The sequence below is a fragment of the Chryseobacterium sp. 22543 genome (assembly GCF_052044565.1).
Taxonomy (GTDB): Bacteria; Bacteroidota; Bacteroidia; order Flavobacteriales; family Weeksellaceae; genus Chryseobacterium.
In genome coordinates, this window is record NZ_JBQENH010000003.1 from 15,014 (window position 1) to 38,752 (window position 23,739).

Genomic DNA, 23,739 nt, shown 5'->3' on the forward strand with positions numbered 1-23,739 from the left:
AAGTATGTTCCAAAATTAAGACCTTTTTTCTCAGCAAATGCCTAAATCGCAATGAAAAAAAATTTCCTTCATCTAATTTCCAAACTTTTTAAAATGTACCCTTTTCTCTGAAACCTTGATGACAAATGGTTCAAGGTTTATTATTTTTCCTGCCTGAACTGTAAAGTCGCGGTTTATTTTCTCACAATAGGTGTTTGCGGGTAACGAACTTTCCACAAGTTCTATTCTGTAATTTCCAGACCCAAGGAAAGAGCCGATTTCGCCATTGTCATCTGTAACCACACGCTGTATAAACTTATCTTTATCATAGATGCTGAAAATAATTCCTGCAGTTTTAGGTTCAAATTCCAATGCTTTTTTAGGGTCAAATTCATAAGTGATTTTTCCCAGCATTGTTCCATTTTGATGGAGCGGAACTTGAAGAGAATAGCTGCTTTTTTTTACTTCAAATTCCAGTTCATTATAATACCATCCTTGCTGGATCACCTGTTTCAGCATATACTGACCATATGGAATAGCTTTGTACGCAATTTTACCATCATGATTTGTTTTGAAAGAGATATTATTGATCATAATAATATAATTTTCAGCACTTTGGTCACCTTCATCATAGACACTGTTATTATTATTATCATAAAATACAAATGCAGCTATTTCTCCTTTTTTGCTGGCGATAAGTCTGTTAGGTTGAAGGTTCAGGGTGACACCTGCTTCAATAGTAAAAAAATTATTGCTGAAATTGTTGGAAGAATAATTAAACCAGGAAGAATTCAGGAATACTCCATATTTTTCTTTTGTATATTTCAGGTTAACAAATCCCGAAGGAGACTTACCATATAAAATATCATCAGTATAGGATAATCCTGAAGTAATATTTAGCTTTTTGCTAAACAGGTTTTTATTGACAAAAGCGGATACTGAAAATTTCTTATACATGATGTCCTCATTGAAATTTCTGGATGAAGCAAATTCGGAAAGGTAATAGCTGCCATGCTGATATATTCCGTTTATATTGAACCATTTATAACTGTAATTACCAGTGATTTTCATCTGATATTCTGCATTGTGGCCATCGGGATACTGGACTGACCCTGCTTCCAGTGCAAGTAATGAAGAGTGTTGTCTATTATTGCTTATCCATGTTGTATTCTGAATGATTCTAAGTGCTTTCAGCGTTTGCAGTTCCTGATTTCCTGAAGTATCAAAAAAATTATTGTAGCTGTTAGAGCTTTCCTCCTGATATTGCATGCCCACAGCAAATCCGAAATTTTTCCTTTTCGCGAAATTGATTCCAATATCTCCTCTTATGGTATTTGATTTAAAATCATTGTTGTAAGAGTGAAATTTTGGTGAAAAGTTAGAGATCATCGCATTCGCATACAAATAGTGGTTTTCAAAAATGGGGGTTGAAAAATTCTGCTGTATTTGCAGCATTCCTCTTCTGTTTCCAGGATAATAGTCACTGCTGTAGAAATAGTTTCCATTCAGATTAACTTTTTTGATACTTCCTGAATACTGTGTTTCCAAAGCCAGAGAAGGCTGGGTAAGATGCGTATTTTCATAATAACTTAAACCACTGTATATTTTGGAATTCATTTTCCATTCTTTATTGAAAGAATACTGAATATCTGTACCTAAGACATGATGATTCGCTTTTTCATAAGGGTCATTTTTAAAAATATAGGTTGCTGAGAAATTTTTCGATGCATTTTGAGCGCCCATTATTCCTCTGGCATAAAAACCGTATCCGTATTTCAGAAAAGAATTTCTTTCAATAAGACTGAAACTCTGATCTACAAAACCTACTTCAATTTTCTTGTCTTTATCTGGAGAAGTGTAAGCATATTCTGCACCTCTTCCAAATAAGGAGACTTCCATAATTTTACTGATATTCCCTAAAGTGAATTCACTTTGCTCTTTATGATAAGATATATAGGTATTGCTTACAACAGGATCTCTTTGATTGTTCAGCGTATAAATATTACCGCGGATAAACATATAACCTGAAGGAAGATTAAAGCCGCCTGACCCCATCAGCTGATACATATCTGTAGTGTTGCCAACACGTCTGTAACTCGCAGTGACGGTGTTTTTGCTGTAATTTGAAAATATATCGAACTCCATATCCTGATAACGCTGGGTAGAAGAAACGTTTTGTACCGATATAGAAGTGTTACCAAAAATTTCCTTGTCCGGTTCTCTGAAACCTGCAATATTAATGGTAAACTGAGGGCTCTTAAGCAGATTTCCGGAAGGCAGAAACCGAAAAACAAATACAGAATCTTTCTGCACGTCGATAGTTCCTTTTTTTTCAATAAAAAGGTTCTTCTGGGCAGCTTCAGGAATTTTAAATACAAGGGTAACATGCTGTCTTTTGTTTCCTAAATTGGAAACCCTTGCCCGGACTTCCAGAGAATCTTTATAAGTTCCCATGTAGACAACAGGATTTTCAGTTGTTATCTTCATGTTGTTATTCTCCATCACCACATAGGAAAGGCTCTTTTTTACAACCTGTTGATTTTTTTCATCAGTAATGGTGAATGTGAGATCTGCTTTACCGGAGATGATAGTGTTGCTGGTCAGTATTTTGATGGGAATAAACAGATTCTGGCCAGGATTCAGTTCTATCTCTGAATTGCTGTCAGATATTGTTCTGAAACCTTTGGGAGTCCTGACTTCAACCTTGCCTTTGAAATGTTTGCTTTCATTGTTTTTCAAAACGAGCAGGATTTCTATAATGTTAGGATTAGCCTGATTGGGCTCATTACGGATCTCCATGCTTATAGCTGTACCAGTTTGAGCCGAAATCCAAATGGAAAACGGGATCACAATAAAAAGTATTATTTTCCTGAACAGCCTGTTATGAAGCATTATAAATTATTGAGGAGTAATCTCGAATTGTAGGGTTGTCGTATAATCTTCTGCTTTGGCATTGATAAATCTTTGATCATTAGGTTTAGTAGAATACTTCATGTCATAATAAACATCAGTATTCTGTGTAGAACTACCAGCTGCGATAATTTGGGGCGCCGTACTCAGCAAAACAGTAAATACAGTTCCCATGTTGCCTGAAATAGGAATCAGATTAAGCTGTACTGCATCAAGAGGCAGGAAGTTACCGGCAGATGAACTGAACTGAGTCTGAAGGGATTTTAATTTGATCTGATACTTCGTATTGCTTTTTACAATAAGTGCATTAGAATACGTTACATTAGCCCCATTTACGTAATCCTGTATATTTTTAAATTCAAGAGTGCCGTTCATGGCGGCAGCTCCAAACTTCATAGACATCTCCGGAACATCCGTAGGAGTTCCTGAAAGCGCGCCGATCTGAAATTGAAAATTATGATCCATAGTACCAATAATATTGTTGTACTGATCATAGGCCGTAAACTGCAATGGCGCTGTAAAAGTAATCCAGGCAGGATATGCTCCCAGATAGGTTCCTCCTGCCAGATTCATGCTGTATTTAATTTGAAGGCTGTAATAACCATTCGGTTGTGCGGGCTGATTAAATAATGCGGCATTTGACTGGGGAATTAAGAAAACTTCTTGCCCTTCTTTCAAAATCACATTAAGCGGCATGCCAATTTGCGGGATAGACGGAACAGGGTTAGGGTAGGCCTTTCCTGAGGATGAAACCGGCTGAAAAGAAATTTTATTCGCAGGTAAAATATAATTTCCATTATTGGACGTGATAGGCTGTTTCAACCTTACCGAAACCCTCCAATAAGGGATGTTGATATTTCCATTACCAGATAAGGTAAGCGTGTACGCATCCGGATTTGTATTGCTGTTATAAGAATTAATCTGCAGATAACTGTTTACCCACGAGCTGTATGAAATTTGTGAAAAACAGTTCATGTAGATCAATAACAGGATAAGAAACAGTTTTTTATTCATGCGTAAAATTCAGCTCTGCCAGCTCCAGATTATTGTTGTCTCCATAATCAATCATTACCGATGCAGTATATTTTCCTTTTAAAAGGGTTGAAGGAAGAGGTATATTCACTTCTCTTTTATTTCCGGGCATAGTATAGAAAATAATCTGATCAAGTGAAACTTTATTGCCGTTTTCTGTATTGACAAGTTCTGTTTGTATTTTTCCATCTGTCCATATATTACCCTGATTTTCGAACAAGATGCTGAGGTCTTTTTTTGACTGAGCTAGGGTAAGATTATGGATTTCAATTTTTTTACTGGCTTTGGCAGTTAACTTATGAAAGAGTTTAATTCCTGAACGGATACTTACTTTTATATTGGCTCCTTTATTATCTACATCATTCACGGGATTCATCTGGCTCACATACAGAACAGCAGTATGGGCTAACATCTGATCTGACAACGTGCCGGGAGGAGTTATGGTTACATCAATATCTTTTCTTTCCCCGGGAGCTAGGGTAAAATAGGTGTCTTCATTTTTTATAGATATCCAGCTGGCGCAAGATGTTGGCAGCGTATTGGCCGGAGACATTTTGTTTTCTCCTGTTTCATTATATTCCCAGTCACCTAAACTGACAGCCATATCCAAAGAATTTTTTGCACTTACATTGGTTACGGTTACTTTCTGGGTAGTGCTTTTTCCTGCATCAGATTCAAAATAAAGTCTGGGAGGAGACACAGATACACCTGTCTGAGCTTTGAGTTGAGAACAGAAAAGGAGTAAAGAGAATACAATGAAGATATAAGATCGGTTCATTATTATACTTTGCTATTAAAGTACAGATAAAGTGCTACAATTTGTAACACTTTATCTATAGTAGTTTATATAATATTTAAATACTTATTGAGAAATAATAGTATATGTCAACTCTGTTGTATAAACGGTAGGATCCTGACCTGCAATATAATTGTCAAGATAAGCATTGGCTCCAGCACCTTTATATTCAATGTTAATCTTTTTGTCTACACCACCATTAGCGGATGTTACTAATATTGCGTCATTAGCTGAAAGCTGTATATTCTGTGCATACTGAGCTCCGTTAAGAACTTCAGTTCCGGCACTGGCCTTAATCTGGATTGTATTGGCCTGGATATTCTTTGCCCCACTTTGCAATGCTACATTGGCACCTTTTACTTTAACCTGGAAACCTCCTGTACTATAAATACTTAAATGGTCAGCATTTACAGAAGATACTCCGTTTGCATAGTCATCTTTGGTTTTATAGTCTAAGTTAACAACTTTTTGAGAAGGATTAACGATAAGCGTTTGGATAGGTTTTAATCTAACATTTAAAGTTACATTTTGCTGAGCCTTGAATGCAATAAAACCAAATAGCGACATGGAGGCTACAATATATTTCTTCATAAAATAACGGGAGTTTTAATAGTATATTAATTCTTGTTTTTTTTCAGGTGCAAATGTAGAAAGAGGTATAGGTACTTATTTTGTGAAAAAGTACTAAAGATTTGTAAATTTGGTTTTGGAAATAATCTTGCTGAAAAAAAGTATTTTATAAAGAAATATGCGGATTTAAGTTAATTAAAAATTAAAAATATTGTTAATGTTATTAAATCAATATTACATTATTGTCAATTTACTAAAAACAGATGGTTGAAAATTTAAAAAAATAATATTTATTGCATGATAAATAAGCTATAGAACGGCCTATTGAGAGATTAAAGTTAACATCATAGAAGTAGACTTATCTTTAAACAGTTTTATAATTTTATCTATTTTTTGATTTATCATGAATTTTTTTTCTATAACTCCATCCTGACTTTTGATGAGGTTATACTCGTCCTTATCATCCTGTTGAATTCCCAGCTGAAAGCCTGACGGACTTGAAATGATTACAGAACTTATTTCCGGCTGGATACTTTCATCTGTATCATCAGCCATTTCGCTGTCACCTCCAAGCGCCAGCATTTGTGTAGGATAAAGTCTTACATTCACCTGAACATCATCCGTCTGCGCATAGATGCTCATGGAAACAAAAAAGAAAATTACTGAAAAAATATATCTTTTCAACATATATTAATTTTTCACTGATCTGTTATTTATCCAAAAATACAATATTATTTTTACATTATTTCATTTCTGAGGGATTTTTTCCTGTATGTTTTTTAATAAAATTACTGAAATTTCCTTCATCACTGAATCCCAGATCATAAGCAATTTCAGAAATGTTGTAGCCTGAAAAACTAAGGGATTTTTTACACTCATTAATAAGTTTTTCAATAATAATGTGTTTGGCAGTTTTTCCCAGAACATACTCGGTCATTTCAGTTAGTTTTCTGGGAGTGATATTGAGTTCATTAGCATAGTGGGAAACCTTTTTAGCTTTTTTATAGTCTCTCTGCAAAAGCACTTTAAATCTATTGACATAGTGGAGATAATCAAATTTGATGTCTTTTTTCAGTGTTTCTGCCGGGATATGTAAAAATGCATCCAGAATTAATCTTTCAATAGCGTTATGGGCTGCAGAAACATATAGACTTTCATCTTTATGCTGAAAGTTGTGCATCCTTCCCATAAAAACAATGTTCATTTCCTTAATATTTTCAAAAGGTGCTATAAAAACATCAGAATCATAATTGAAAAAAAGCCTTGAATTGATAAACATGCTGTCTTTTGCAGATCTTTCATAAAAACTTGAGGAAAATGCAATCACATAAATCTCACCTCGTTTAGTTTCACCAAATACAATTTGTTTTTGAGGACCTACAAATGCTATATGACCGCCTTTTACGGAATGTGGAATGTTTTCTATCTCTAATGTGATATCTTCGATAATGATATAAATACAGAAATACTCGAGTGTATTAAAACTTCTTTTATTATTATTTCTCTGTATTATATTATTCAATGTGTTGATGCTAAATCCTAAATTCTTTAATTGGTCTGTAATAACGTACATAGTTAAGCTTCAATAAAATGATTAATTTGTTATGTAAAGGCAGATTATAAAGCTAAAATGAGTTTAAATATCAAACGATGTGGCATAGTTAGGATATTTGGGTACTTATTTTGAAGCTTGAGTTGAACTTATATAAATGTATAAAAATATCATTAAATTCGGGCTGTTATCAGGATTTCTTTCAGATTCCTTACCCTAAAGTTCGCTTATAAATTATAATTACATTTAAGTATATTGAATACCTTATCTTAACATTATTAAAACTGATTTATTGTATTGATTATGAAATTTCTGACTTTAATATTAACAGATAAATCCTGCGAAATCATTGATTTGCAGGATTTTTTTTTATTTAGTTATTCTATTATAGTTTTCTGAAATGCACCAAAAGATTGCCGCAAAATTGGTTGAACTTTTATTTTTAAATGGGCTGGGGAATCTCAATTTGACTACAATCTATTGTTTTTGGGATGCATTTTTTTACTTTTTCACACCATTGATGAGTGTATATGCACACTGACGGAAATGGGCCGCCAATTGCTCCAGCTCCTGTTACTGTTTTTAATTCATTTCTTGAAAGTTTTTTTAGATTTTTCATAATACAAAATGTTTTTATTTTCCTACTCTTTTATATAAAGCTTTTCGGATACCGCTTATTTTATAGTTCAAAAATGAGATATAAGATATTCAATGCAAAGGAGAGGTTAATAAGTGGTGGTGTTTTTTATGTAAGTGAAGCCGTTTAAGGGTTTACTGTATGGATGGTCGTAGGATGAAAATCTGATAATCTTTATTGTAATGCAGCCTATTTTTTTCATATTGATAGAAAATACCTAAACTTTTAGATTGTAATACTCAATATCTACTTCCTTATTAGAAACCTCTGAAAAAGCTACTCAATGCTACTTGAAAAATGATTTTTATTGATTTCATTTTATGATTATAAATGGATTATCCGGCATAGTATAAAGAAATCCGGAAGCTGAAATATTACACAAAAGTGCTATAGACAGGCAGTTGATTTACATGTAATTTTACTATGAAATCAATCAATATCGTTAATACAGGTTTATCCTCAATCTTAAAATATAAAATCATGAAAACAACTTTACTTGTAATTGTATTAACCGCTGTTTTTTCAGGCAGCCTTTTTGGGCAAAGAAATTTTGAAATAGTGATTGAAAGAAAACTGTCATCGGCGGCCTGTACCTTAGGATATCTCATTGCAGATAAAAAAGTTATCTGCCATACGTTGGAACTGCCATGGGAAAATAATACAAAGAATATCAGTTGTATTCCTCCCGGATCCTATAACGGCATTTTGAGATATGATAAAAATGACGGATGGAGAATACAGCTTGAAAACGTACCAGACAGAGATGGGGTACAAATTCATATGGGAAACTATACAAAGCAGATCAAAGGATGTGTTTTGGTGGGAATGGAAACAGATATTAAAAGCTGTACTGTAGGAAATAGTAAACTCGCATACAGTAAATTGAAAGATGCTTTTTACGGAACCTCAAATCCTAACAGTACTCCTGATAAAAACATTATAGTAACCTTTAAATAAACTAATCATGAAAAATTTTTATGTAATCATGGTATTGCTTTTTGCCAATACCGGAGTTATTTGGTCGCAAGTGACACCAAATTCAAACAAATTTTCAGTCGAGAATTATGCAGCTATAGATAGTAAAGGGAAATATGCGCTTTACAACACCCACGGCTTTTATGAAAATGTTGCCAAGGGTACTGTTGCTAAGGTTTTTATATTGCCTATTCTTAAGTTTGATATCAATAATATTAAATATATAGACAATAAAGGAAATGAAACATCCAAGAGTTCTGATCAAATCCGGACGTTGATTATTCCGGTAACTCAGGAGCTGGCATTACCCAATGAAAGCCAGAAAGCATCGATTTGTGCTGCAATAAGAAGCACGACAATAGCAGCCTTTTATGCTCCAATTCTAAAAAATACAAACGGGCAGCCCGTGTTAACACCTTACCTGATTACTAATCCTGGATTGATCAATCATTTCTTTTCCTTAGCCAAGCAGTATGAAACTACCATGCTGGCTCCTCAGGAACAGTTGATTAATGATTATAATACAAATTTTCAAAGCCAGATCATTTCACCTACTGAGGTAGAATTCATTGTGGAAGCAGGAGGGGAGGTTGTTTACAGCAAGCGCATTTCAGGAACTCTGGTTGGAAATAAAAGCTTTAAAAATATAAGTATTGAAAATCCTACGGAATATGTTAAGAATCTGCTGGCCAACGGAAATGGTGATATATCGGTTAGCTATAAATTTAAGAATTCTAAAAACAGTTATATTAATGCGCATATAGATGGGAGTACAGTTGTTAACCAATTTTTAAGTGATGCTCAAAAGAGCAGTGTCAGCCAGAGATCAAGCGGATGGGCCTTTCTCGGTTTAGGAAGCAGCAGGAAATCGATGAAGTCTTCATTTAATCAGCAGGTTGACAGTCAGTATGATGCTGAAAAAATTAATAATACAAGAATCGAAATGTATGATGCGGATGATGATATGATTTATCAGTTTGAAGAAAAATTCTTTCCTGATATCTCTCGGGAAGAAGCCATTAAAAATCACTTTCAGGCAGCCGAAAAAGCAAAAGCGGAAGGAAACGAGAAATTGCAGAATTTACATTTGCAGTTTGCAGAATCATTGCAAAAAAATGATCCTAACCTAACTCCTAATATCGAAGCAGCTGTAGCCGCTCTTGGCAGAAAAGATTATATAGGATTTATAGCCAATGGAGTAAGATGGGGGAATAATGAAGCCCGTGGTAACACCACCTTTAAAAGGGTGCTGAACAGTACTGAAATGACAAAGATGGTGGAGGATTATAGTCATACGAAAACCATATCGGTCCAGCATGCGGTTACTCAACCTGTTATTGCCAAAGAGGATATGAAGTTTAGAGCTTCTGTAGGAGTTATAGATGTTATTCCATGGGATGTACAGCTGTATATTTTTAACGGATATAATACCGTTTTGCAGAATGTAAAAGGGGTACTGATAGGTCCAACAACTTTAGGCGGAGCTTTACATCTTAATAATATCCTGCCCGGTACTTTGGTTAAAAAAGTAGGTTCTTATTCCGTATATGATGCGCAAACATTTTCAGATGCTTTAAAAAATTATGAGCCTGGTGAGAGGACTAATTTGACTTTAGTAGTGCCCAATGCCATGAATCCGAATATTTATCAGGAAAAAACCGTACAATTTACTTTGGGGTCTTTTCCGGTAATTGATTAGGGTGGACGATTAGTATATATCAAAAATCATTAAATGACTCCTGTAGATTTTTCAGCAGGAGTTCTTTTTTGTGGAATACTCCCATTGGAATATTTTAAGATCTGGTATCTTTTTCCATTATTACTTTTTTTTTCAGCAATCTTATAAAATCAATCATAATATAATTATATTAATTATTTGATTACAGGTAAAATATTAAATACTTATCTCTTTTTGAAGTGTTAATTTGTTGATAATCTGATGTGTAAATTTGAGTTATCATCATTGAAGATCTGTAAGTTGTTGTTATTCAATATTATAAATATATTTAATAATATAGTGAAATTCCGTATTATTTAATAAAATTAATTTGTACATTTATTTCATTCATGAATGTATCTTGTTGGTAATTAGTGTAATATGTTTTTAAAAGCATAGCTGCTGTTTTATAAAGAGCTATATATTTAAATAAAACGATTATACGATAAAAGATAAAAACCATTAAAACATATAATCATGAGTAATGAAAATTTTAACCCTCTTGAACTTCTTCGTACAAAGTTCAGGTATCCGTTCCCAACCTTAAAAAATCCTCATGCGGATCAATTGCAGGAAATCACCGAAAATCAATGGATTGATGGTGAATACATGTGGCTGTATCAAAATAATCCTGATCTGCGTAAGAAGTACAAAAAAACCAAAACGGCCCACATCGCTGCCCAATGGTTTCCTACCGCTTCTGCTGAACGTTTCCGGCCTATCTGCAGACTGATGCTCTGGACACTTTACAATGATGATCTGTATGAAGAAAGTAAGCCTGATGACATTGATGATGTACATGCTCAATCCATTGCTATATTGAATGGTGAAATGTCTGTTTCTCAGTCTACAATACCTTTAGCTTCTATGCTTGCTTCGTTAAGACAGGAATTACTTCAGTTTATTCCAAAAGAATCCATGTATCGTTTCACACAGATGATCAGTAGGTATTTTAGCGGGCTTAAGAAGGAACAGGAATACAAAAAGAATAAGATGTTTCCTACAACGGCAGAATGCATTGTCTTAAGGGAAGATTCCATCTGCCTGTATCCTTTCCTGCAGCTTACTGAAGTTGAAACAGGAATCACCCTGCCGCCGGAAATTCATGATCATCCGGTGATCCGCCGTCTTCAGGCACTTGCCTGTCATCTGGTAACTTTTTTCAATGAAGTTCAATCTGTAGTAAAAGATGAAGCGACAGACAGTATCTATTATAATATTGTGAAGGTAATCCAGAATGAACACAGCATCTCGTTAGAGGAAGCCTGCCTGGAAGACCTGCGCCTCCATAATGAAGATCTTAAGGAGTTTATAGCCCTGCAGGCTTCACTTCCAGACTTTGGTATATGGCACGAGGCTGTGGTCAATTGGGTACACTATATGAGTATGGTATTGAGCGGCTGGAAAAATATATCCACTAAGCTTGACCGTTATAATGCTATGGAGTTTCCTCAGACAAATGAATTGAAAGAAAGGCTGAGCCAATTTTAATACCAAAATCGACAAAATTTCCAATTACATATTGCAATTTGAAAAAAACGAGATTATTGAAAATGTAATTTTTATTCTATTAAAATTAAAACAACATATTATGAACAAACAATTTAATGTACCAAAGCCGGTGTATCCTTGGGAAACTCTTCGAAGTCCTTTTGCAGGAACTTTAGACCAAGAAGAAACTATCTGGTATGACCAGGATTATCAGTTTCTTTCAAAAGAATCCATGGCAAGATATAGGAAAATGCGTTTGATAGATGTAGGTCCTTTTATGGTACCCGGTGCTGCTGAAAAAGAAAGAATTCTTCATGCTACACGTTTTGCAATATATATGACAGTAACTGATGATTATGCTGAACTTTTACCCATAAAAGAAATTGCAGGTTTTAGAGACCGGATTTTTGAAGTTATGATGGGGGATGACCCCAAACCTGGCGAAATAGGAATATTCCGCCAGATGCAAGCCAATAGAAAAGAGTGGATAGCACTTGGAATGCCAGATTTCTGGCTTGAACGAATGGCTAAAAAATATAAGTATAATTTTGTTACTGATGGAATTATGGAAGAATCTCCTTATAAAATCAGTAAGGAAATTCCTCCCATTCCTTTATTTCATTTAATTCGTGCCAATTCAATAGGTATGATTCCATTTGTTGATTTGATTTGCCCAACAACGGGATTTGCTTTGCCTGATTTTATTTATAATCATACTGTTATCCAGCGCATAATTATGCTGCAGTCAATTATTGTTGCTTTACAGAACGATTTTGCAACTATCGGAAAAGAACTTGCGATAGAATCAGAAATGTTCAATATTATCAAATTACTGATGTATCATAATAAAATGTCTTTTGATGAAGCCTGTAGGGAAGGAATGAGAATCCATGACGAGCTTGTAGATGAATTTGTAACGCTATCCAACCATTTACCGGATTTCAGCCCATATCAAAAAGAAACAGAAGAATTTATTTATTACATAAAGCAAATGATTAGTGGATTAAATAACTGGTACTATCAAAGTGGGACAAAAAGGTATGAACCGGGAGGATTTGCTGTACCACCCAACGGAAAAGGTGAAACACTGGAAAGGGTGGAAATTAAGCATTTTTAATGTGCAACTCAATAATTAATCTTCTAATTTTAAATGATATGAAACAGCAAGATGTTCCTGTTTTACAATATCCCTGGACCTATGAAATAGGCCCGTTTTTCCAATCATTCTATGAAGAACAGAATCGTTGGATTGATACGGATTATCAGTTTATGTCCGAAGCCACAAGGACTAAATATAAGAAACACGGCCTCGTAGAGGCCGCGTCTTACCTGTTTCCGGCGGCTAGTACCAAAGACAGATTACTTATAGCAAGAGCTGACTCTATTTGATGATTATTATGAGTATGGTATTGAGCGGCTGGAAAAATATATCCACTAAGCTTGACCGCTATAACAAAACAGAATTTCCAAGTGCTTCCGAATTAAAAGAAACATTAGGACATAACCAATTTCAATAAAAACTGAACAATTACCGTCGTATTAAGAACCTGCCGAAAGTTTAGAAAAGAGTGGCGGGTACACTAATATGCTTTGCAATAATTTTAAAATATAAATAAAGATGACACCAGAACAATTTAATAGTGCAGATTACTTGCCAAGGGGATGTTATCCATGGCCTGACCTTATAAATCCACATGCTGAACAAATGGGGAAAGATATGGATGGCTGGATTGATAATGATTATACTTTTTTGACAGAAAAACAACGGAAAATTTATAAAAAAATGGAGCTTCATATGTGTACCGCACGTATGTGGCCGCACTTAACCTATGAGCAGGCCATTCCATGCAACAGGTTTATGCTCCAATATGTTGCTCTCGATGATCAGGTGGAGCATTCGTCCCTTGAAGAGATCCAGGAGCTACGGATCCGTTGTACAGATATTCTCAAAGGGGCTCAAGCCATGCCGGAGGAAAATGCGCTCTATCATCACATGGCAATGATCCGGGATGAATTTCGTGCTTTCATGCCAGACCTATGGTTTGAGCGGTTTGTATACTATTTTTATCAGTCTTTCAGATATGGAATCGAATTGGAATATCCATACAAAATAGCCCACCGCCCGCCATCACTGAATCTTTACAAAACCATTAGAGAATATTCTGTTCTAATGCGTCCTTATCTGATCTTTGGTGAGATTGAATCTGGTCTTGTCCTGCCGGAACATATCTTTGAGCATATCGTAGTGCAAAAGATGATTTCCCATATGACCCTGGTTGTTGCCTGGCAAAATGATCTTCACTCCCTGCCAAAAGAAATGGCGAAAGGAACAGAGGTTTTTAATCTGGTTTTTGTTTTGCAGCAGGAGTATAATCTTTCTTTGGAAGATGCTTGTGCAGAAGCTTTACGCATTCATAATGAAGAGCTGGCCAGTTTGAATGGCTTACATAATGAGTATCGGGAGTTTGGTGAATATCAGGAACACGTAGACAAATTCGTTTATTATGCCGGTGTTGGACTGCAGGGAGTTAATACTTTTTACCTGGAAACCAATAGGTATAAGCACGGAGGAGTTGGTTTTGCCTGGCCTGAGGATAACCTGACCCCCAAGACTGTAAAATAAGCTTAATTCAATATAACAATTTTAAATTTTAAAGATGAAACAGCAAGATGTTCCTGTTTTACAATATCCCTGGACCTATGAAATAGGCCCGTTTTCACAATCATTCTATGAAGAACAGAATAATTGGATTGATACGGATTATCAGTTTATGTCCGAAGCCACAAGAACTAAATATAAGAAACACGGCCTCGTAGAAGCCGCATCTTATATGTTTCCGGCGGCTAGCACCAAAGAGCAGATCAGACCTATAGCAAGATTTATGGTATGGCTGACTCTGTTTGATGATTATTATGAGTTGTGCCCGGTTGATCAATTTGCAGATATTAGGGACCATATAATGGATGTCATGTTGGGAGAACAGCCTAAAGCAGATGATATAGGACTCGTAAAACAAGTGGCTCTAAGCAGACAGGAATTTATTCCTTACATTAATAATGATTGGTTGATACGCTGGACTAAGAACTTTTATAATTATACTACCTATGGAATTATGGAGGAAACATCCTATAAATTGAAAAGAGAATTTCCAACTCTTAGTAATCTTCTGCTTATCCGTGAGTATTCGGTTTTTATGTACCCCTATGGAGATCCGGTAGAACCTTCCATTAATTATATTGTTCCGGGGTATATATCTGAACATCCGATTATAAAACGGTTAAAAATGCTGATGTGCAGAATAATGGCGATTCAGAATGATTTTGCTTCAATAGAGAAGGAGCTAGGAATTGATACAGAAATTCTGAACATTATATTGGTGATAAAGAATCAGTATCATGTTTCATTGGAAGAAGCTATTACTGAAGCAATGCATATCCACGATTCATATGTTCAGGAATTTGTTGCACTTCAGAATAATTTGCCTGATTTTGGTCTTGAGCAAAAGAATGTTGTACGGTTTGTACATAATATGGCATTGATGATCTCAGGATTAGGAGCATGGTATCATAAAGGCAATTCCACCAGGTACAAAACTCCTGGTGAGTTTCCTAAACCAGAATATGGGATAATTACACAATAATCTTAATGAAAACACAGAGAGCAGGATCAATTCTGTTCACCCATATTCAATAACAGGCTTGAATTTTACTTCTGTAATCACTTTTAGAAGCTGTATCCTATATTTGCATCGTCAAATATAGGATACAGCCTTTTATTTGTGTTCATATAAACCTTTGTATCCTCTATTTAGTATGAAGTCTGAAGGTTTTGTAGAGCGGAAAACAAAAATTTAAACAAAACAATTATATAAAAATTTAATTGCGGGTTTCTTGATCTATTTCTTTGGAGTTAAAGAAAAATTATCCATATAAACAGCCTGATGTACCCCATTCAGTAAAACTTTCAGTCCCAGATGGGAGTCTTTTTTCAAAGAAATGGTATATGTTTTTTTCTCTCCTGTTATCTTTGAAGGCTTAGTGATTGAAACATAAGATTTTGCATCAGAAGGGCTGTTTACAGAGAAAAGTTCTAATGTTGTTTCACCTCCGTTATCCGAAAGGTCAAGAGAAAGCGTATAAGTTCCGGCTTTCATTTCCGGAGTTACCAGATACATATTTTCTCCTGGGTTGCTCATTGAATAAAAAATAATTCTTTTATCACTGGCATACAGCATAGCTTTCCCTGGTTGAGCAGTCCAGCATTTATTAATATCTTTCCAGGTATCAAAATTTTCTGCAAGAGTAGATACAGGTTTACACTGTGCATTTGCTGCTAGAAACCCTCCTATAACTGCGATTCCCGAGAGTACGATTTTTCTCATGTCTTATTTTTATTTATAATGAGTAAAAATAACAAAAAAAATGTATTGAAATACTCTTGCTTTTATGATTTAAGTTAGCTTTTCAGTTGACATGCTGGACACAAATAAAACATCTGGGCTTTAGCCTTCTCTTAGAGAGGGCTTTTCGTTATATTTGTGTTCTGGCACCTATTAGTGATTATTTTAAAGGTATATTTCTTTTGTACGCTGTAGAAGGAACCTTTTTATAATCTAAACTATTACGATGATGTAAGAATGGAGTATACAAATAAAAATAATATCTATTTATTGTTGAAAACTATAGTTTATACAATTGGTTTTCTAAGTTTAATAGGAATATCACGATTTTGGACAGGATCAAAAGAAAATTGGGATCAGATAAGAGAAAATGAATTTATTCCAGCTCTTATCACGAGAACTGTTGTTTTTACAACAGTAGGATTAGTGTTTCTAGGATTATCATTCTGGATCAATTATATTTTTAAAAAAGAGAGCCGTTTTTCGAAAGAACTGATTATTTTACTGTTGTTTTCTTTTACTCTGAATTTGATAGTATTGTCAGGTTTCATCTAATAAAGACTGAAAATAATGTATATTCTAAAATCTCAATTATCATAACAATTTGTTTTTAGGATGTTACAAGAAGAAGCGGTCATTCTTTGACCGTTATATTATTTAAAAAATAAAAATATAAAACATGAAAACTTTAAGTGGAAAATTTTCTAATTCTTGTCCATTTTAAAGCCTGTTGGCGTATAAATTGATACTACAAACTGTATTGAATTTTGATGACTAATGACTAGAACGATTGCAATTTTAATTTTCTTTTTAGGTGGTTTTTTCTTTTTAAATGCACAGGAGAAGAAAGATTCGCTGTATTACAAAATAGAAGAATTTTCAGATAAGAGAAAAGTTACCAAATTTATTCACCGCTTTATATTTCGTAGAGAGCCGGATTCAACTTCCGTTAAGTCCAGGACTGAAAAACTGTCGCAGGAGGCTTATAACAAAAAATACATCAGAAAAATCAGGATAGAGACTATTGATCCATTTGGATATGGTTCCAGGGACACTAAAGAAAGATCCAGATGGTATGATTGGGTGGCAGATCATCTTCATGCCAATACAAAAAACTCCACCGTAAATAATTATCTGCTTTTTGAAGAAGGTGAAGAATACAACGCCCAGAAACTCTATGAATCTGAGCGTTTGCTCAGAGCAATGCCATTTGTGAACAGAGTGAATATCAGTGTTTCCGACAGTACATCCAGTAAAGATTCTATTGATGTAGTGGTAAAAGTCCTGGATTCCTGGAGTCTGAAACCCAGGATCAGCTATTCAGGAAGTAAACTCGGTCTGGGAGCTACTGAAGAAAATGTATTGGGATTAGGACACACCCTTGATTTCCTTTACAGAAATGATTCCAAAGAAAAGCAGGATTATCTTTTGGGAAGCTATACAGCCTATAACCTTTTAGGCACTTATATCAATGCCCAGCTTCTTGGCGAACGGGATTTTTTGAGAAACGAAAGAATCAATTTCAATGTAAGAAGAGACTTTTTCTCGCCTTTGACGAAATGGGCGGGTGGTTTTACATTTGAATATTTTAAGAGGAATGTTTTGCTTCCTACAGAAACCGATACGGCTTTTCCGGAAGTTCAGATCAAAGTGTACAGCCAGGATTTATGGGGTGGTTATCAGATTCCCGTTTCATCAGATCCAAACGAAAAAGTATCCAGCAATATTGCAATAATAGGACGATTTCAGAATTACCAGTATAAAGACAGTCCGGGAATAGACCAGTATAAATACTTTAGCTCATACAACAGTTTTCTGATGTCTGTTGGGTTTATCCACAGAAACTTTTCGGTTCAGAGAAATATTTTTCAATATGATTTGCCGGAAGATGTTGCGTACGGTAATTCGGTGAACATTATTGCGGGAGGCTTATCAAGAAATAAAGAAGTGAACCCTTATGTGGGAATTTCTGCTTCTTACGGTAGTTTTATAAAGGTAGGATATTTCACTGTCAAAGCTCAGTTTGGACGTTTTTTTAATGAAGACAGTCAGAATAGGGAGTCTTTCCGTGTAGACGGAACTTATTTTACGAATCTTATGGATTGGAAATTTGCCAAAGCAAGACATTTCTTTTCTCCAACGTTAGCCCTTGGAAATCCACAGCATAATTACTCATACAAGGACAGGATAAACCTTTCTTCTGCAGATGAATTTCCTGTTTACAATTCAGATTATATCGGAACTAAAAAACTGGTTTTAAGATATCAGCTCCAGTTGTTTATTAACAAAACCTGGAAGAATTTCCATTTCAGTCCTTATTTAACTACCGCGGTTGGCTGGCTGGGAATGCCTGATGATAAACTATTGAAAACCAAAGCTAATGCAAAAATCGGAATAGGTGTTTTAATTAATAATCCGTATCTGGTGTTCAACAGGATTCAGATTTCTTTCATGTATTATCCGCGGGTTCCGTTTGATAACAATTCTGTTTTTGATTTTAACAGCAATAGAAATAATCTTTTACCAATGAATAATTTTGCAACAGATGTTCCTCATTTTGTGAACTTTGGGAATTGATAAAGGAGTGTTTTAAATTTCACCCATGACAAACATATTCTCCATGGTAGGCACTTTACTTCCGCCTTCTTTTTCGAGCGTAATGGCAAAAGCCTGAGCATTGGAAATATTGGCCAGTGCAATGTTGCTGTCTTTATCTTCGGTGTACATTCCTGCACTCACAGGTTGTCCGTCTTCGATGGCCCAAAGCTGATATTGCATTCCAGTAGGAGCTTTAGGCAGTTTTTCCGCATTCAGATAGACTTCTTTTGTTTTTTTATCCCAGAAAACCATTGCTTTGGAATCCGTATGTTTTTCTACCCCTTTCAGCATGACCATCTGCATATCAGGATTGGAGAACATATCAATCTTACGGTTCATTTTTTTCATTGCCAGATCCTGAGCTTGTTTTTCTGCAGACAGCAAAGCGATTTCCTTTTTATGGGAGGATTGGCTGTTCATCCAGAATAAATTGCCGGCAACACTTATCAGGAACAATGCAGAAGCTGCTATTGCATAGGTTTTCCAGCGGGTATTTCCCTGAATATTTACTCTTTCCGGAATTTCTTTATGATCTTTTGTCTCAGGAATATCTGTTGAAAGAACAGGTGTTACTTCTTCAACAGTTTGTTCCTGCTGAATTTTATTCCAGATTTTAGATTTCAAATCACTTGGAGGTGTTACAGCCTGAGCGGTAGCAAGATGTTCCAAAGTTTTTTGGGCTTCTTCAAAAGCAGCCTTTACTTCAGCATTATTTTTCATCACACACTCCAAAATCCCTGCTTCCTCAGGAGAAGTATGGCCAAGAATATAAGATTCTATAATTCCGGATGATATGTATTCTTTTGTGTTCAATTTATTGATAATCTTTTAGCAAATCTTTTAATTTCATCAGTGCATTACGCATTTTCGTTTTCACTGTTCCCAGCGGTATCTTCAGCTTTTCGGATATTTCATGTTGAGTGTATCCCTGATAATAAGCAAGATTTATGAGTTCCTGCTTGTCTGTTTCCAGCCCTTCCAGCACATTGTTAAACCCGATATAATCAGATGAATTGTTGACCGTTGAAAGCTCTGTAGTATTATATACGAAATCCGGAAGTGGTTGGTTTTTAAGCTCATTCTGGAATCCTTTAGACTTTAAATAATCAATAGCCGTATTTCTTGCAATATTGATCATCCAGGTATAAAACCTCCCTTTGGAGGCGTCATACTGATGGATAGAGTTCCATATTTTAACAAAAACATCCTGAATTACTTCCTCAGTATATTCTTTAGATTGAACGATCCGGAGAATGATTCCGTACAGCGCACCAGAATAGTGGTCATACAGATAATGAAAACCAGTTTCGTTTTTTTCTTTTAATAAAACGATAAGTTCTTCTTCCGAATAGGTTGTTTTAATAGCTTTTATTTTTCTATTCAAATGTAATAAAATAAAACATATAGTCAATAAAATCCAATTCGTCTTTTATTTCGTACATGATTTTTTGAAAATTATTGAAAAATATTTAATGTGAGAGATTACATTTTCAAGATTGTTTCTTTTTTTTAATAAAAAAATAAATTATTGTAAATCAATGTGTTGTAATAAATTTCATTTTTTTTCAATCTGAAATGAAACCGACCTCGTAAATGACATTAAAAGCACAATTAAATATAATTAATTAAAAATCAACGCAATGAACACACAGTCAAAAATCACAGTTTTAGCAATGGTCGTTTTATCATTTGCTTTTGGCGGGAAGGTAACAGCACAAACGATGAAAGAAAAAACAGTAATGGTAGGAGGAGCCCCTATGTATCCCTCCAAAAATATTATTGAAAACGCAGTCAATTCCAAAGATCACAAAACCCTTGTTGCTGCAGTGAAAGCTGCCGGTTTGGTAGAAACATTACAGAGCGCAGGGCCTTTTACCGTACTGGCTCCCACAGATGCTGCGTTTGCAAAACTTCCGAAAGGAACGGTAGAAAGTCTTGTAAAGCCTGAAAATAAAGCAATGCTTGCAAGTATCTTAACCTATCATGTTCTTTCTGGAAAATACAGCGCAAAAGAAATCTGGGCTGCTGTGAAAGCAGGAAATGGAAAAAGTATGATGAAAACTGTACAGGGAGAAGATCTTACATTCTGGACTAAAGGAAAAGACCTTTACATAAAGGATGCAAAAGGAAACAGTGCCAAAGTGACTATCGCAGATGTGAACCAGTCTAACGGGGTGATCCATGTAATTGATACGGTTCTAATGCCTTAATAATGTAAGATACAAAACAGCATACCGGAATATGCTGTTTTTCTTTTTTATATATCCGAACACTAAAAAAATAATAGCATGAAAAAAACAATTCAGGTTTCTAATCAGGGAGTTACCCTTGATACAAGCAGAAGAAACTTTTTAAAATTAAGTGGAGTAGGATTAGCCATCGCAGGTCTTACCTTCATAGGATGTGATGACAATGATGATTTTCAGATCATAGATGAACCTAAATATGATCTGGGGACAGGAGATGTGGGCATATTAAACTATGCCTATGCACTCGAGCAGCTGGAAGCAGATTTTTATACGAAAGTGGTGAATAATTTTTATACGGGAATTTCAAGTATTGAGAAAGAAGTTTTCACAGACCTTTATCATCATGAAGTGATTCACCGGGATTTCTTTAAAGCAGCCATCAGCGGTGCTACAGACCATGTGCTACCCAAACTGGAATTCCAGTATCCGAATGTGAATTTTAATGATCGTAATTCCGTATTAGCCACAGCAAAAGCTTTGGAAGATACAGGAGTAGCAGCCTACAACGGGGCAGGGAAATATATTTCCAATCCTGCTTATCTGGTGATTGCCGGCAAAATAGTTTCGGTAGAGGCCAGGCATGCTTCCGCCATCAGAAATTTAATTAATCCGGGAACTGCTGATTTTTCGGGAGATGATGTGATAGATGCGAACGGACTTGATCTTGCAAAAGAGCCCAAAGATATCGTAATGGCTGCCGGAGCGTTTATCAAAACACCTTTTACCTGGAAAGAAAGAGGCATTAACTAATCATTCACCTTTAAAAATTACATTATGAATATTCTTAAATTACTGGATAAGCTTTCTTATGATCAATTTTTCACAAAGGAAGCTTCAAGACTGGAAACGATTACGAATATGTCTTTATTCGGAAAAAAAGCAGCTACAGCTGCAGTACCGCTTGGATTAGGAACGCTGATGGCTGCCTCCGCCAAAGCGGAAACTACAAAAACAAATTTAACAGGCTATGCTTTAAAAAGTACCCTGACGGATGCCTTACAACTGGCATTGGCTCTGGAATATCTTGAAAATGAATATTACAGTATAGGATTATCCACACCAGGATTGATTCCCACTGGAGACAGAACTGTTTTTATGCAGATTTCAAAACATGAATCAGCCCATGTCAGCTTTCTGAAAAGTACACTCACTTCTCTTGGAACAACACCGGGAAATAAACCAACCTTTGACTTTACAGCCAGCGGAAATTTTTCGCCTTTTACAGATTATAATCAGTTTCTTATTCTCGCCCAGGCTTTTGAAGATACCGGAGTAAGAGCTTATAAAGGACAGGCGGGAAACGTAATGTCCAATAAAGTTGTGCTTCAGGCTGCATTACAGATTCACTCTGTTGAAGCCAGACATGCTTCACAGGTAAGAAGAATGAGAGCTAATAAAGGATGGATTGAGCTTGCTGACGGGGGAAATATGCCGTCCGCAACCAATCCTGTGTATGCCGGAGAAGACAATGTAAACCAGGCGGGCTATAATACAGGAACTTTATTTGGAGCGGCAGCAGGTTCTGCAGCTTACGATGAAATATTAAGTGGCAGCGATGCACAGACTATTGCTTCCTTGTTCATAGTTTAGTTGTGATTTGGATGATGATAAAGTGGTGTCCATTTCCGGAATTTTCCGGAAATGGATTTTTTATATTCTGTCAAATTGTATGGGTCCATGGAATTTACTTCCCTCCTTTCTTTAATAAACTTTTGAAGTGCTGATGGAGCAGAATTGGGCAGGTATTGGTTGAAATAAAAAATCCCCAGTAATCCTGGGGATAAAAACTAATAACCATGAAACTCAAATTAATGAGATAATCAAGCCACAAATGTATTGAAAAAAGATTCAAAGTCCCATTATTTTGAATTATTTTTTCTGTTTTTTTTTAAATGTACAGAAGGTCTCAACGTTTGCTGCCCGAAATCATCTCAAAAAAATAAAATATTTTTAATTGTAGATGGATCTTAAAAAAGATAAGCTGTACGCCTATCTTATATAACCGCTGCTCAACATCCGTAACCCTCAGTTTTTCAGCGGATCAGTTAATTTGAATGTTATTCTTATGATTAAATGATAGATTCTATTGTAGTGTTTTCAAGTGAGTAGTAAACTCATTGTAATCTATACTGCCTACATTTTTATCAATTACTTTTCCATCTTTTATGATAAAAGTTAATGGGATGGAACTATATCCCAACAGACCATTTCCTCCTAAAAAGGTTTTGATGGCTTCAATGTATTCAATATTCTGAAGCGTAATATCGTTGATTGTATTATTAGCAAGAAAAGTTTTTAATTTTTCAGCATCTTCATCAATAGATAGAAAAACAAACTTTATGTTTGGGTTCTCTTTACTTATTTTTTTGAAAGTAGGAATTTCCTGAATGCAAGGTTTACACCACGGAGCCCAAACATTTACCACAACGAGTCCATCTTTATTCAGATATTCTTTTTGAAAAGGACTATCTTCAATATTTCCGGAGAATTTTGTTTTAAGCTGATTGATTATAGGAGGATCAACAGTACTTATTTTGATGAATTTTAATCCCAGAAAAATAGCTGCTGCTGGAATAATTATAATTAATATTATTTTTTTTAGCATTTGTTTTTTTTGCAAAATTAAGTAATTCTTCAATCTGATAAATGTTCAAAACTGTAGATATTAAACTACAGGAATAGCAAATTAAATTGTCAGAAGCCAGATCTTATTATCATTTTATAATTCTTATTTTTTTAATAATAAAGTAGATTATATCTATTGATCTGTTGTTTTGTGATAGATTTTAAAAATTATCTAAATTGAATTTATTGAGAAGGATTCAGAAGATCA

Annotated in this window: 22 protein-coding genes; 11 read left to right on the top strand and 11 right to left on the bottom strand. The window is 35.1% G+C overall.

Features of this window, described 5'->3' with window-relative positions; genetic code table 11:
• Nucleotides 1–72 precede the first annotated feature (72 nt).
• The 7 genes from ACTJIP_RS10810 to ACTJIP_RS10840 form a co-directional block, all read right to left on the bottom strand.
• Nucleotides 73–2,871: a COG1470 family protein gene (locus ACTJIP_RS10810; RefSeq protein ID WP_440704568.1), complete on the bottom strand. Its 2,799-nt coding sequence runs from the start codon at nt 2,869–2,871 to the stop codon at nt 73–75.
• A gap of 6 nt (nt 2,872–2,877) precedes the next feature.
• On the bottom strand, nt 2,878–3,903 hold the full coding sequence (locus ACTJIP_RS10815; RefSeq protein ID WP_440704569.1) for a hypothetical protein: 1,026 nt from the start codon (nt 3,901–3,903) through the stop codon (nt 2,878–2,880).
• Nucleotides 3,896–4,699: a fimbrial biogenesis chaperone gene (locus tag ACTJIP_RS10820; protein WP_440704570.1), complete on the bottom strand. Its 804-nt coding sequence runs from the start codon at nt 4,697–4,699 to the stop codon at nt 3,896–3,898. The genes ACTJIP_RS10815 and ACTJIP_RS10820 overlap by 8 nt, the downstream gene beginning before the upstream one ends.
• Nucleotides 4,700–4,783: 84 nt before the next feature.
• The gene (locus ACTJIP_RS10825) at nt 4,784–5,308 is read right to left on the bottom strand and encodes a hypothetical protein (protein WP_440704571.1); all 525 of its coding nucleotides are present in this window, start codon (nt 5,306–5,308) and stop codon (nt 4,784–4,786) included.
• Nucleotides 5,309–5,608: 300 nt separating this feature from the next.
• Entirely contained in the window at nt 5,609–5,974 is a 366-nt protein-coding gene (locus ACTJIP_RS10830) for a hypothetical protein (protein WP_077416584.1), read from the bottom strand.
• Nucleotides 5,975–6,029: 55 nt separating this feature from the next.
• A complete protein-coding gene (locus ACTJIP_RS10835; RefSeq protein WP_077416586.1) occupies nt 6,030–6,860 on the bottom strand; it encodes a helix-turn-helix domain-containing protein in 831 nt (276 codons plus the stop codon).
• Between the two features lie 421 nt (nt 6,861–7,281).
• Nucleotides 7,282–7,458: a bacteriocin-like protein gene (locus ACTJIP_RS10840; protein WP_175627242.1), complete on the bottom strand. Its 177-nt coding sequence runs from the start codon at nt 7,456–7,458 to the stop codon at nt 7,282–7,284.
• Nucleotides 7,459–7,956: 498 nt separating this feature from the next.
• Here ACTJIP_RS10840 and ACTJIP_RS10845 point away from each other — a divergent pair, with 498 nt between their 5' ends.
• The 7 genes from ACTJIP_RS10845 to ACTJIP_RS10875 all read left to right on the top strand — a co-directional run bounded on the left by ACTJIP_RS10845 (nt 7,957) and on the right by ACTJIP_RS10875 (nt 15,300).
• The gene (locus ACTJIP_RS10845) at nt 7,957–8,433 is read left to right on the top strand and encodes a DUF5675 family protein (RefSeq protein ID WP_139348522.1); all 477 of its coding nucleotides are present in this window, start codon (nt 7,957–7,959) and stop codon (nt 8,431–8,433) included.
• Between the two features lie 7 nt (nt 8,434–8,440).
• The gene (locus ACTJIP_RS10850; RefSeq protein ID WP_440704572.1) at nt 8,441–10,150 is read left to right on the top strand and encodes a hypothetical protein; all 1,710 of its coding nucleotides are present in this window, start codon (nt 8,441–8,443) and stop codon (nt 10,148–10,150) included.
• Nucleotides 10,151–10,645: 495 nt separating this feature from the next.
• The gene (locus ACTJIP_RS10855) at nt 10,646–11,659 is read left to right on the top strand and encodes a terpene synthase family protein (RefSeq protein ID WP_149386117.1); all 1,014 of its coding nucleotides are present in this window, start codon (nt 10,646–10,648) and stop codon (nt 11,657–11,659) included.
• A gap of 100 nt (nt 11,660–11,759) precedes the next feature.
• On the top strand, nt 11,760–12,776 hold the full coding sequence (locus ACTJIP_RS10860; RefSeq protein WP_077416596.1) for a terpene synthase family protein: 1,017 nt from the start codon (nt 11,760–11,762) through the stop codon (nt 12,774–12,776).
• Between the two features lie 38 nt (nt 12,777–12,814).
• Entirely contained in the window at nt 12,815–13,048 is a 234-nt protein-coding gene (locus ACTJIP_RS10865; protein ID WP_139348523.1) for a hypothetical protein, read from the top strand.
• A gap of 316 nt (nt 13,049–13,364) precedes the next feature.
• The gene (locus ACTJIP_RS10870) at nt 13,365–14,282 is read left to right on the top strand and encodes a terpene synthase family protein (RefSeq protein ID WP_440704573.1); all 918 of its coding nucleotides are present in this window, start codon (nt 13,365–13,367) and stop codon (nt 14,280–14,282) included.
• A gap of 34 nt (nt 14,283–14,316) precedes the next feature.
• Entirely contained in the window at nt 14,317–15,300 is a 984-nt protein-coding gene (locus ACTJIP_RS10875) for a terpene synthase family protein (RefSeq protein ID WP_440704574.1), read from the top strand.
• A gap of 255 nt (nt 15,301–15,555) precedes the next feature.
• Here the strand turns inward: ACTJIP_RS10875 and ACTJIP_RS10880 are convergent, their stop codons facing one another.
• Nucleotides 15,556–16,041 (bottom strand): hypothetical protein, encoded by a 486-nt coding sequence (locus ACTJIP_RS10880; protein ID WP_077416604.1) that lies wholly within the window; start codon nt 16,039–16,041, stop codon nt 15,556–15,558.
• 795 nt (nt 16,042–16,836) lie between these two features.
• On the opposite strand from ACTJIP_RS10880, the gene ACTJIP_RS10885 reads away from it, so the two are divergent.
• Nucleotides 16,837–18,636, top strand: coding sequence for a hypothetical protein (locus ACTJIP_RS10885; RefSeq protein WP_180563957.1), 1,800 nt, complete (start codon nt 16,837–16,839; stop codon nt 18,634–18,636).
• Between the two features lie 12 nt (nt 18,637–18,648).
• On the opposite strand, the gene ACTJIP_RS10890 is transcribed toward ACTJIP_RS10885, so the two are convergent.
• Nucleotides 18,649–19,470 carry an anti-sigma factor gene (locus ACTJIP_RS10890; protein ID WP_180563956.1) on the bottom strand — a complete coding sequence of 274 codons (822 nt, stop codon included), beginning with the start codon at nt 19,468–19,470 and terminating at the stop codon, nt 18,649–18,651.
• A 1-nt stretch (nt 19,471) separates the two neighbouring features.
• Nucleotides 19,472–20,041 carry an RNA polymerase sigma factor gene (locus ACTJIP_RS10895; RefSeq protein ID WP_228408798.1) on the bottom strand — a complete coding sequence of 190 codons (570 nt, stop codon included), beginning with the start codon at nt 20,039–20,041 and terminating at the stop codon, nt 19,472–19,474.
• A gap of 256 nt (nt 20,042–20,297) precedes the next feature.
• On the opposite strand from ACTJIP_RS10895, the gene ACTJIP_RS10900 reads away from it, so the two are divergent.
• The 3 genes from ACTJIP_RS10900 to ACTJIP_RS10910 all read left to right on the top strand — a co-directional run bounded on the left by ACTJIP_RS10900 (nt 20,298) and on the right by ACTJIP_RS10910 (nt 22,496).
• The gene (locus tag ACTJIP_RS10900) at nt 20,298–20,867 is read left to right on the top strand and encodes a fasciclin domain-containing protein (RefSeq protein ID WP_180563955.1); all 570 of its coding nucleotides are present in this window, start codon (nt 20,298–20,300) and stop codon (nt 20,865–20,867) included.
• A 78-nt stretch (nt 20,868–20,945) separates the two neighbouring features.
• Entirely contained in the window at nt 20,946–21,656 is a 711-nt protein-coding gene (locus tag ACTJIP_RS10905; RefSeq protein ID WP_219072839.1) for a ferritin-like domain-containing protein, read from the top strand.
• 24 nt (nt 21,657–21,680) lie between these two features.
• Nucleotides 21,681–22,496, top strand: a complete 816-nt coding sequence (locus tag ACTJIP_RS10910; RefSeq protein ID WP_077416617.1) for a ferritin-like domain-containing protein — start codon at nt 21,681–21,683, stop codon at nt 22,494–22,496.
• 493 nt (nt 22,497–22,989) lie between these two features.
• Here the strand turns inward: ACTJIP_RS10910 and ACTJIP_RS10915 are convergent, their stop codons facing one another.
• The gene (locus ACTJIP_RS10915; protein ID WP_077416619.1) at nt 22,990–23,511 is read right to left on the bottom strand and encodes a TlpA family protein disulfide reductase; all 522 of its coding nucleotides are present in this window, start codon (nt 23,509–23,511) and stop codon (nt 22,990–22,992) included.
• Between the last annotated feature and the right edge of the window lie 228 nt (nt 23,512–23,739).

Excerpts from the sequence above, each read along its gene's own strand:
- ACTJIP_RS10810 (WP_440704568.1), bottom strand. The coding sequence starts at position 2,871 with ATGCTTCATAACAGGCTGTTCAGGAAAATAATACTTTTTATTGTGATC.
- ACTJIP_RS10815 (WP_440704569.1), bottom strand. The coding sequence starts at position 3,903 with ATGAATAAAAAACTGTTTCTTATCCTGTTATTGATCTACATGAACTGT.
- ACTJIP_RS10820 (WP_440704570.1), bottom strand. The coding sequence starts at position 4,699 with ATGAACCGATCTTATATCTTCATTGTATTCTCTTTACTCCTTTTCTGT.
- ACTJIP_RS10825 (WP_440704571.1), bottom strand. The coding sequence starts at position 5,308 with ATGAAGAAATATATTGTAGCCTCCATGTCGCTATTTGGTTTTATTGCA.
- ACTJIP_RS10830 (WP_077416584.1), bottom strand. The coding sequence starts at position 5,974 with ATGTTGAAAAGATATATTTTTTCAGTAATTTTCTTTTTTGTTTCCATG.
- ACTJIP_RS10835 (WP_077416586.1), bottom strand. The coding sequence starts at position 6,860 with ATGTACGTTATTACAGACCAATTAAAGAATTTAGGATTTAGCATCAAC.
- ACTJIP_RS10840 (WP_175627242.1), bottom strand. The coding sequence starts at position 7,458 with ATGAAAAATCTAAAAAAACTTTCAAGAAATGAATTAAAAACAGTAACA.
- ACTJIP_RS10845 (WP_139348522.1), top strand. The coding sequence starts at position 7,957 with ATGAAAACAACTTTACTTGTAATTGTATTAACCGCTGTTTTTTCAGGC.
- ACTJIP_RS10850 (WP_440704572.1), top strand. The coding sequence starts at position 8,441 with ATGAAAAATTTTTATGTAATCATGGTATTGCTTTTTGCCAATACCGGA.
- ACTJIP_RS10855 (WP_149386117.1), top strand. The coding sequence starts at position 10,646 with ATGAGTAATGAAAATTTTAACCCTCTTGAACTTCTTCGTACAAAGTTC.
- ACTJIP_RS10860 (WP_077416596.1), top strand. The coding sequence starts at position 11,760 with ATGAACAAACAATTTAATGTACCAAAGCCGGTGTATCCTTGGGAAACT.
- ACTJIP_RS10865 (WP_139348523.1), top strand. The coding sequence starts at position 12,815 with ATGAAACAGCAAGATGTTCCTGTTTTACAATATCCCTGGACCTATGAA.
- ACTJIP_RS10870 (WP_440704573.1), top strand. The coding sequence starts at position 13,365 with ATGGGGAAAGATATGGATGGCTGGATTGATAATGATTATACTTTTTTG.
- ACTJIP_RS10875 (WP_440704574.1), top strand. The coding sequence starts at position 14,317 with ATGAAACAGCAAGATGTTCCTGTTTTACAATATCCCTGGACCTATGAA.
- ACTJIP_RS10880 (WP_077416604.1), bottom strand. The coding sequence starts at position 16,041 with ATGAGAAAAATCGTACTCTCGGGAATCGCAGTTATAGGAGGGTTTCTA.
- ACTJIP_RS10885 (WP_180563957.1), top strand. The coding sequence starts at position 16,837 with ATGACTAGAACGATTGCAATTTTAATTTTCTTTTTAGGTGGTTTTTTC.
- ACTJIP_RS10900 (WP_180563955.1), top strand. The coding sequence starts at position 20,298 with ATGAACACACAGTCAAAAATCACAGTTTTAGCAATGGTCGTTTTATCA.
- ACTJIP_RS10905 (WP_219072839.1), top strand. The coding sequence starts at position 20,946 with ATGAAAAAAACAATTCAGGTTTCTAATCAGGGAGTTACCCTTGATACA.
- ACTJIP_RS10910 (WP_077416617.1), top strand. The coding sequence starts at position 21,681 with ATGAATATTCTTAAATTACTGGATAAGCTTTCTTATGATCAATTTTTC.
- ACTJIP_RS10915 (WP_077416619.1), bottom strand. The coding sequence starts at position 23,511 with ATGCTAAAAAAAATAATATTAATTATAATTATTCCAGCAGCAGCTATT.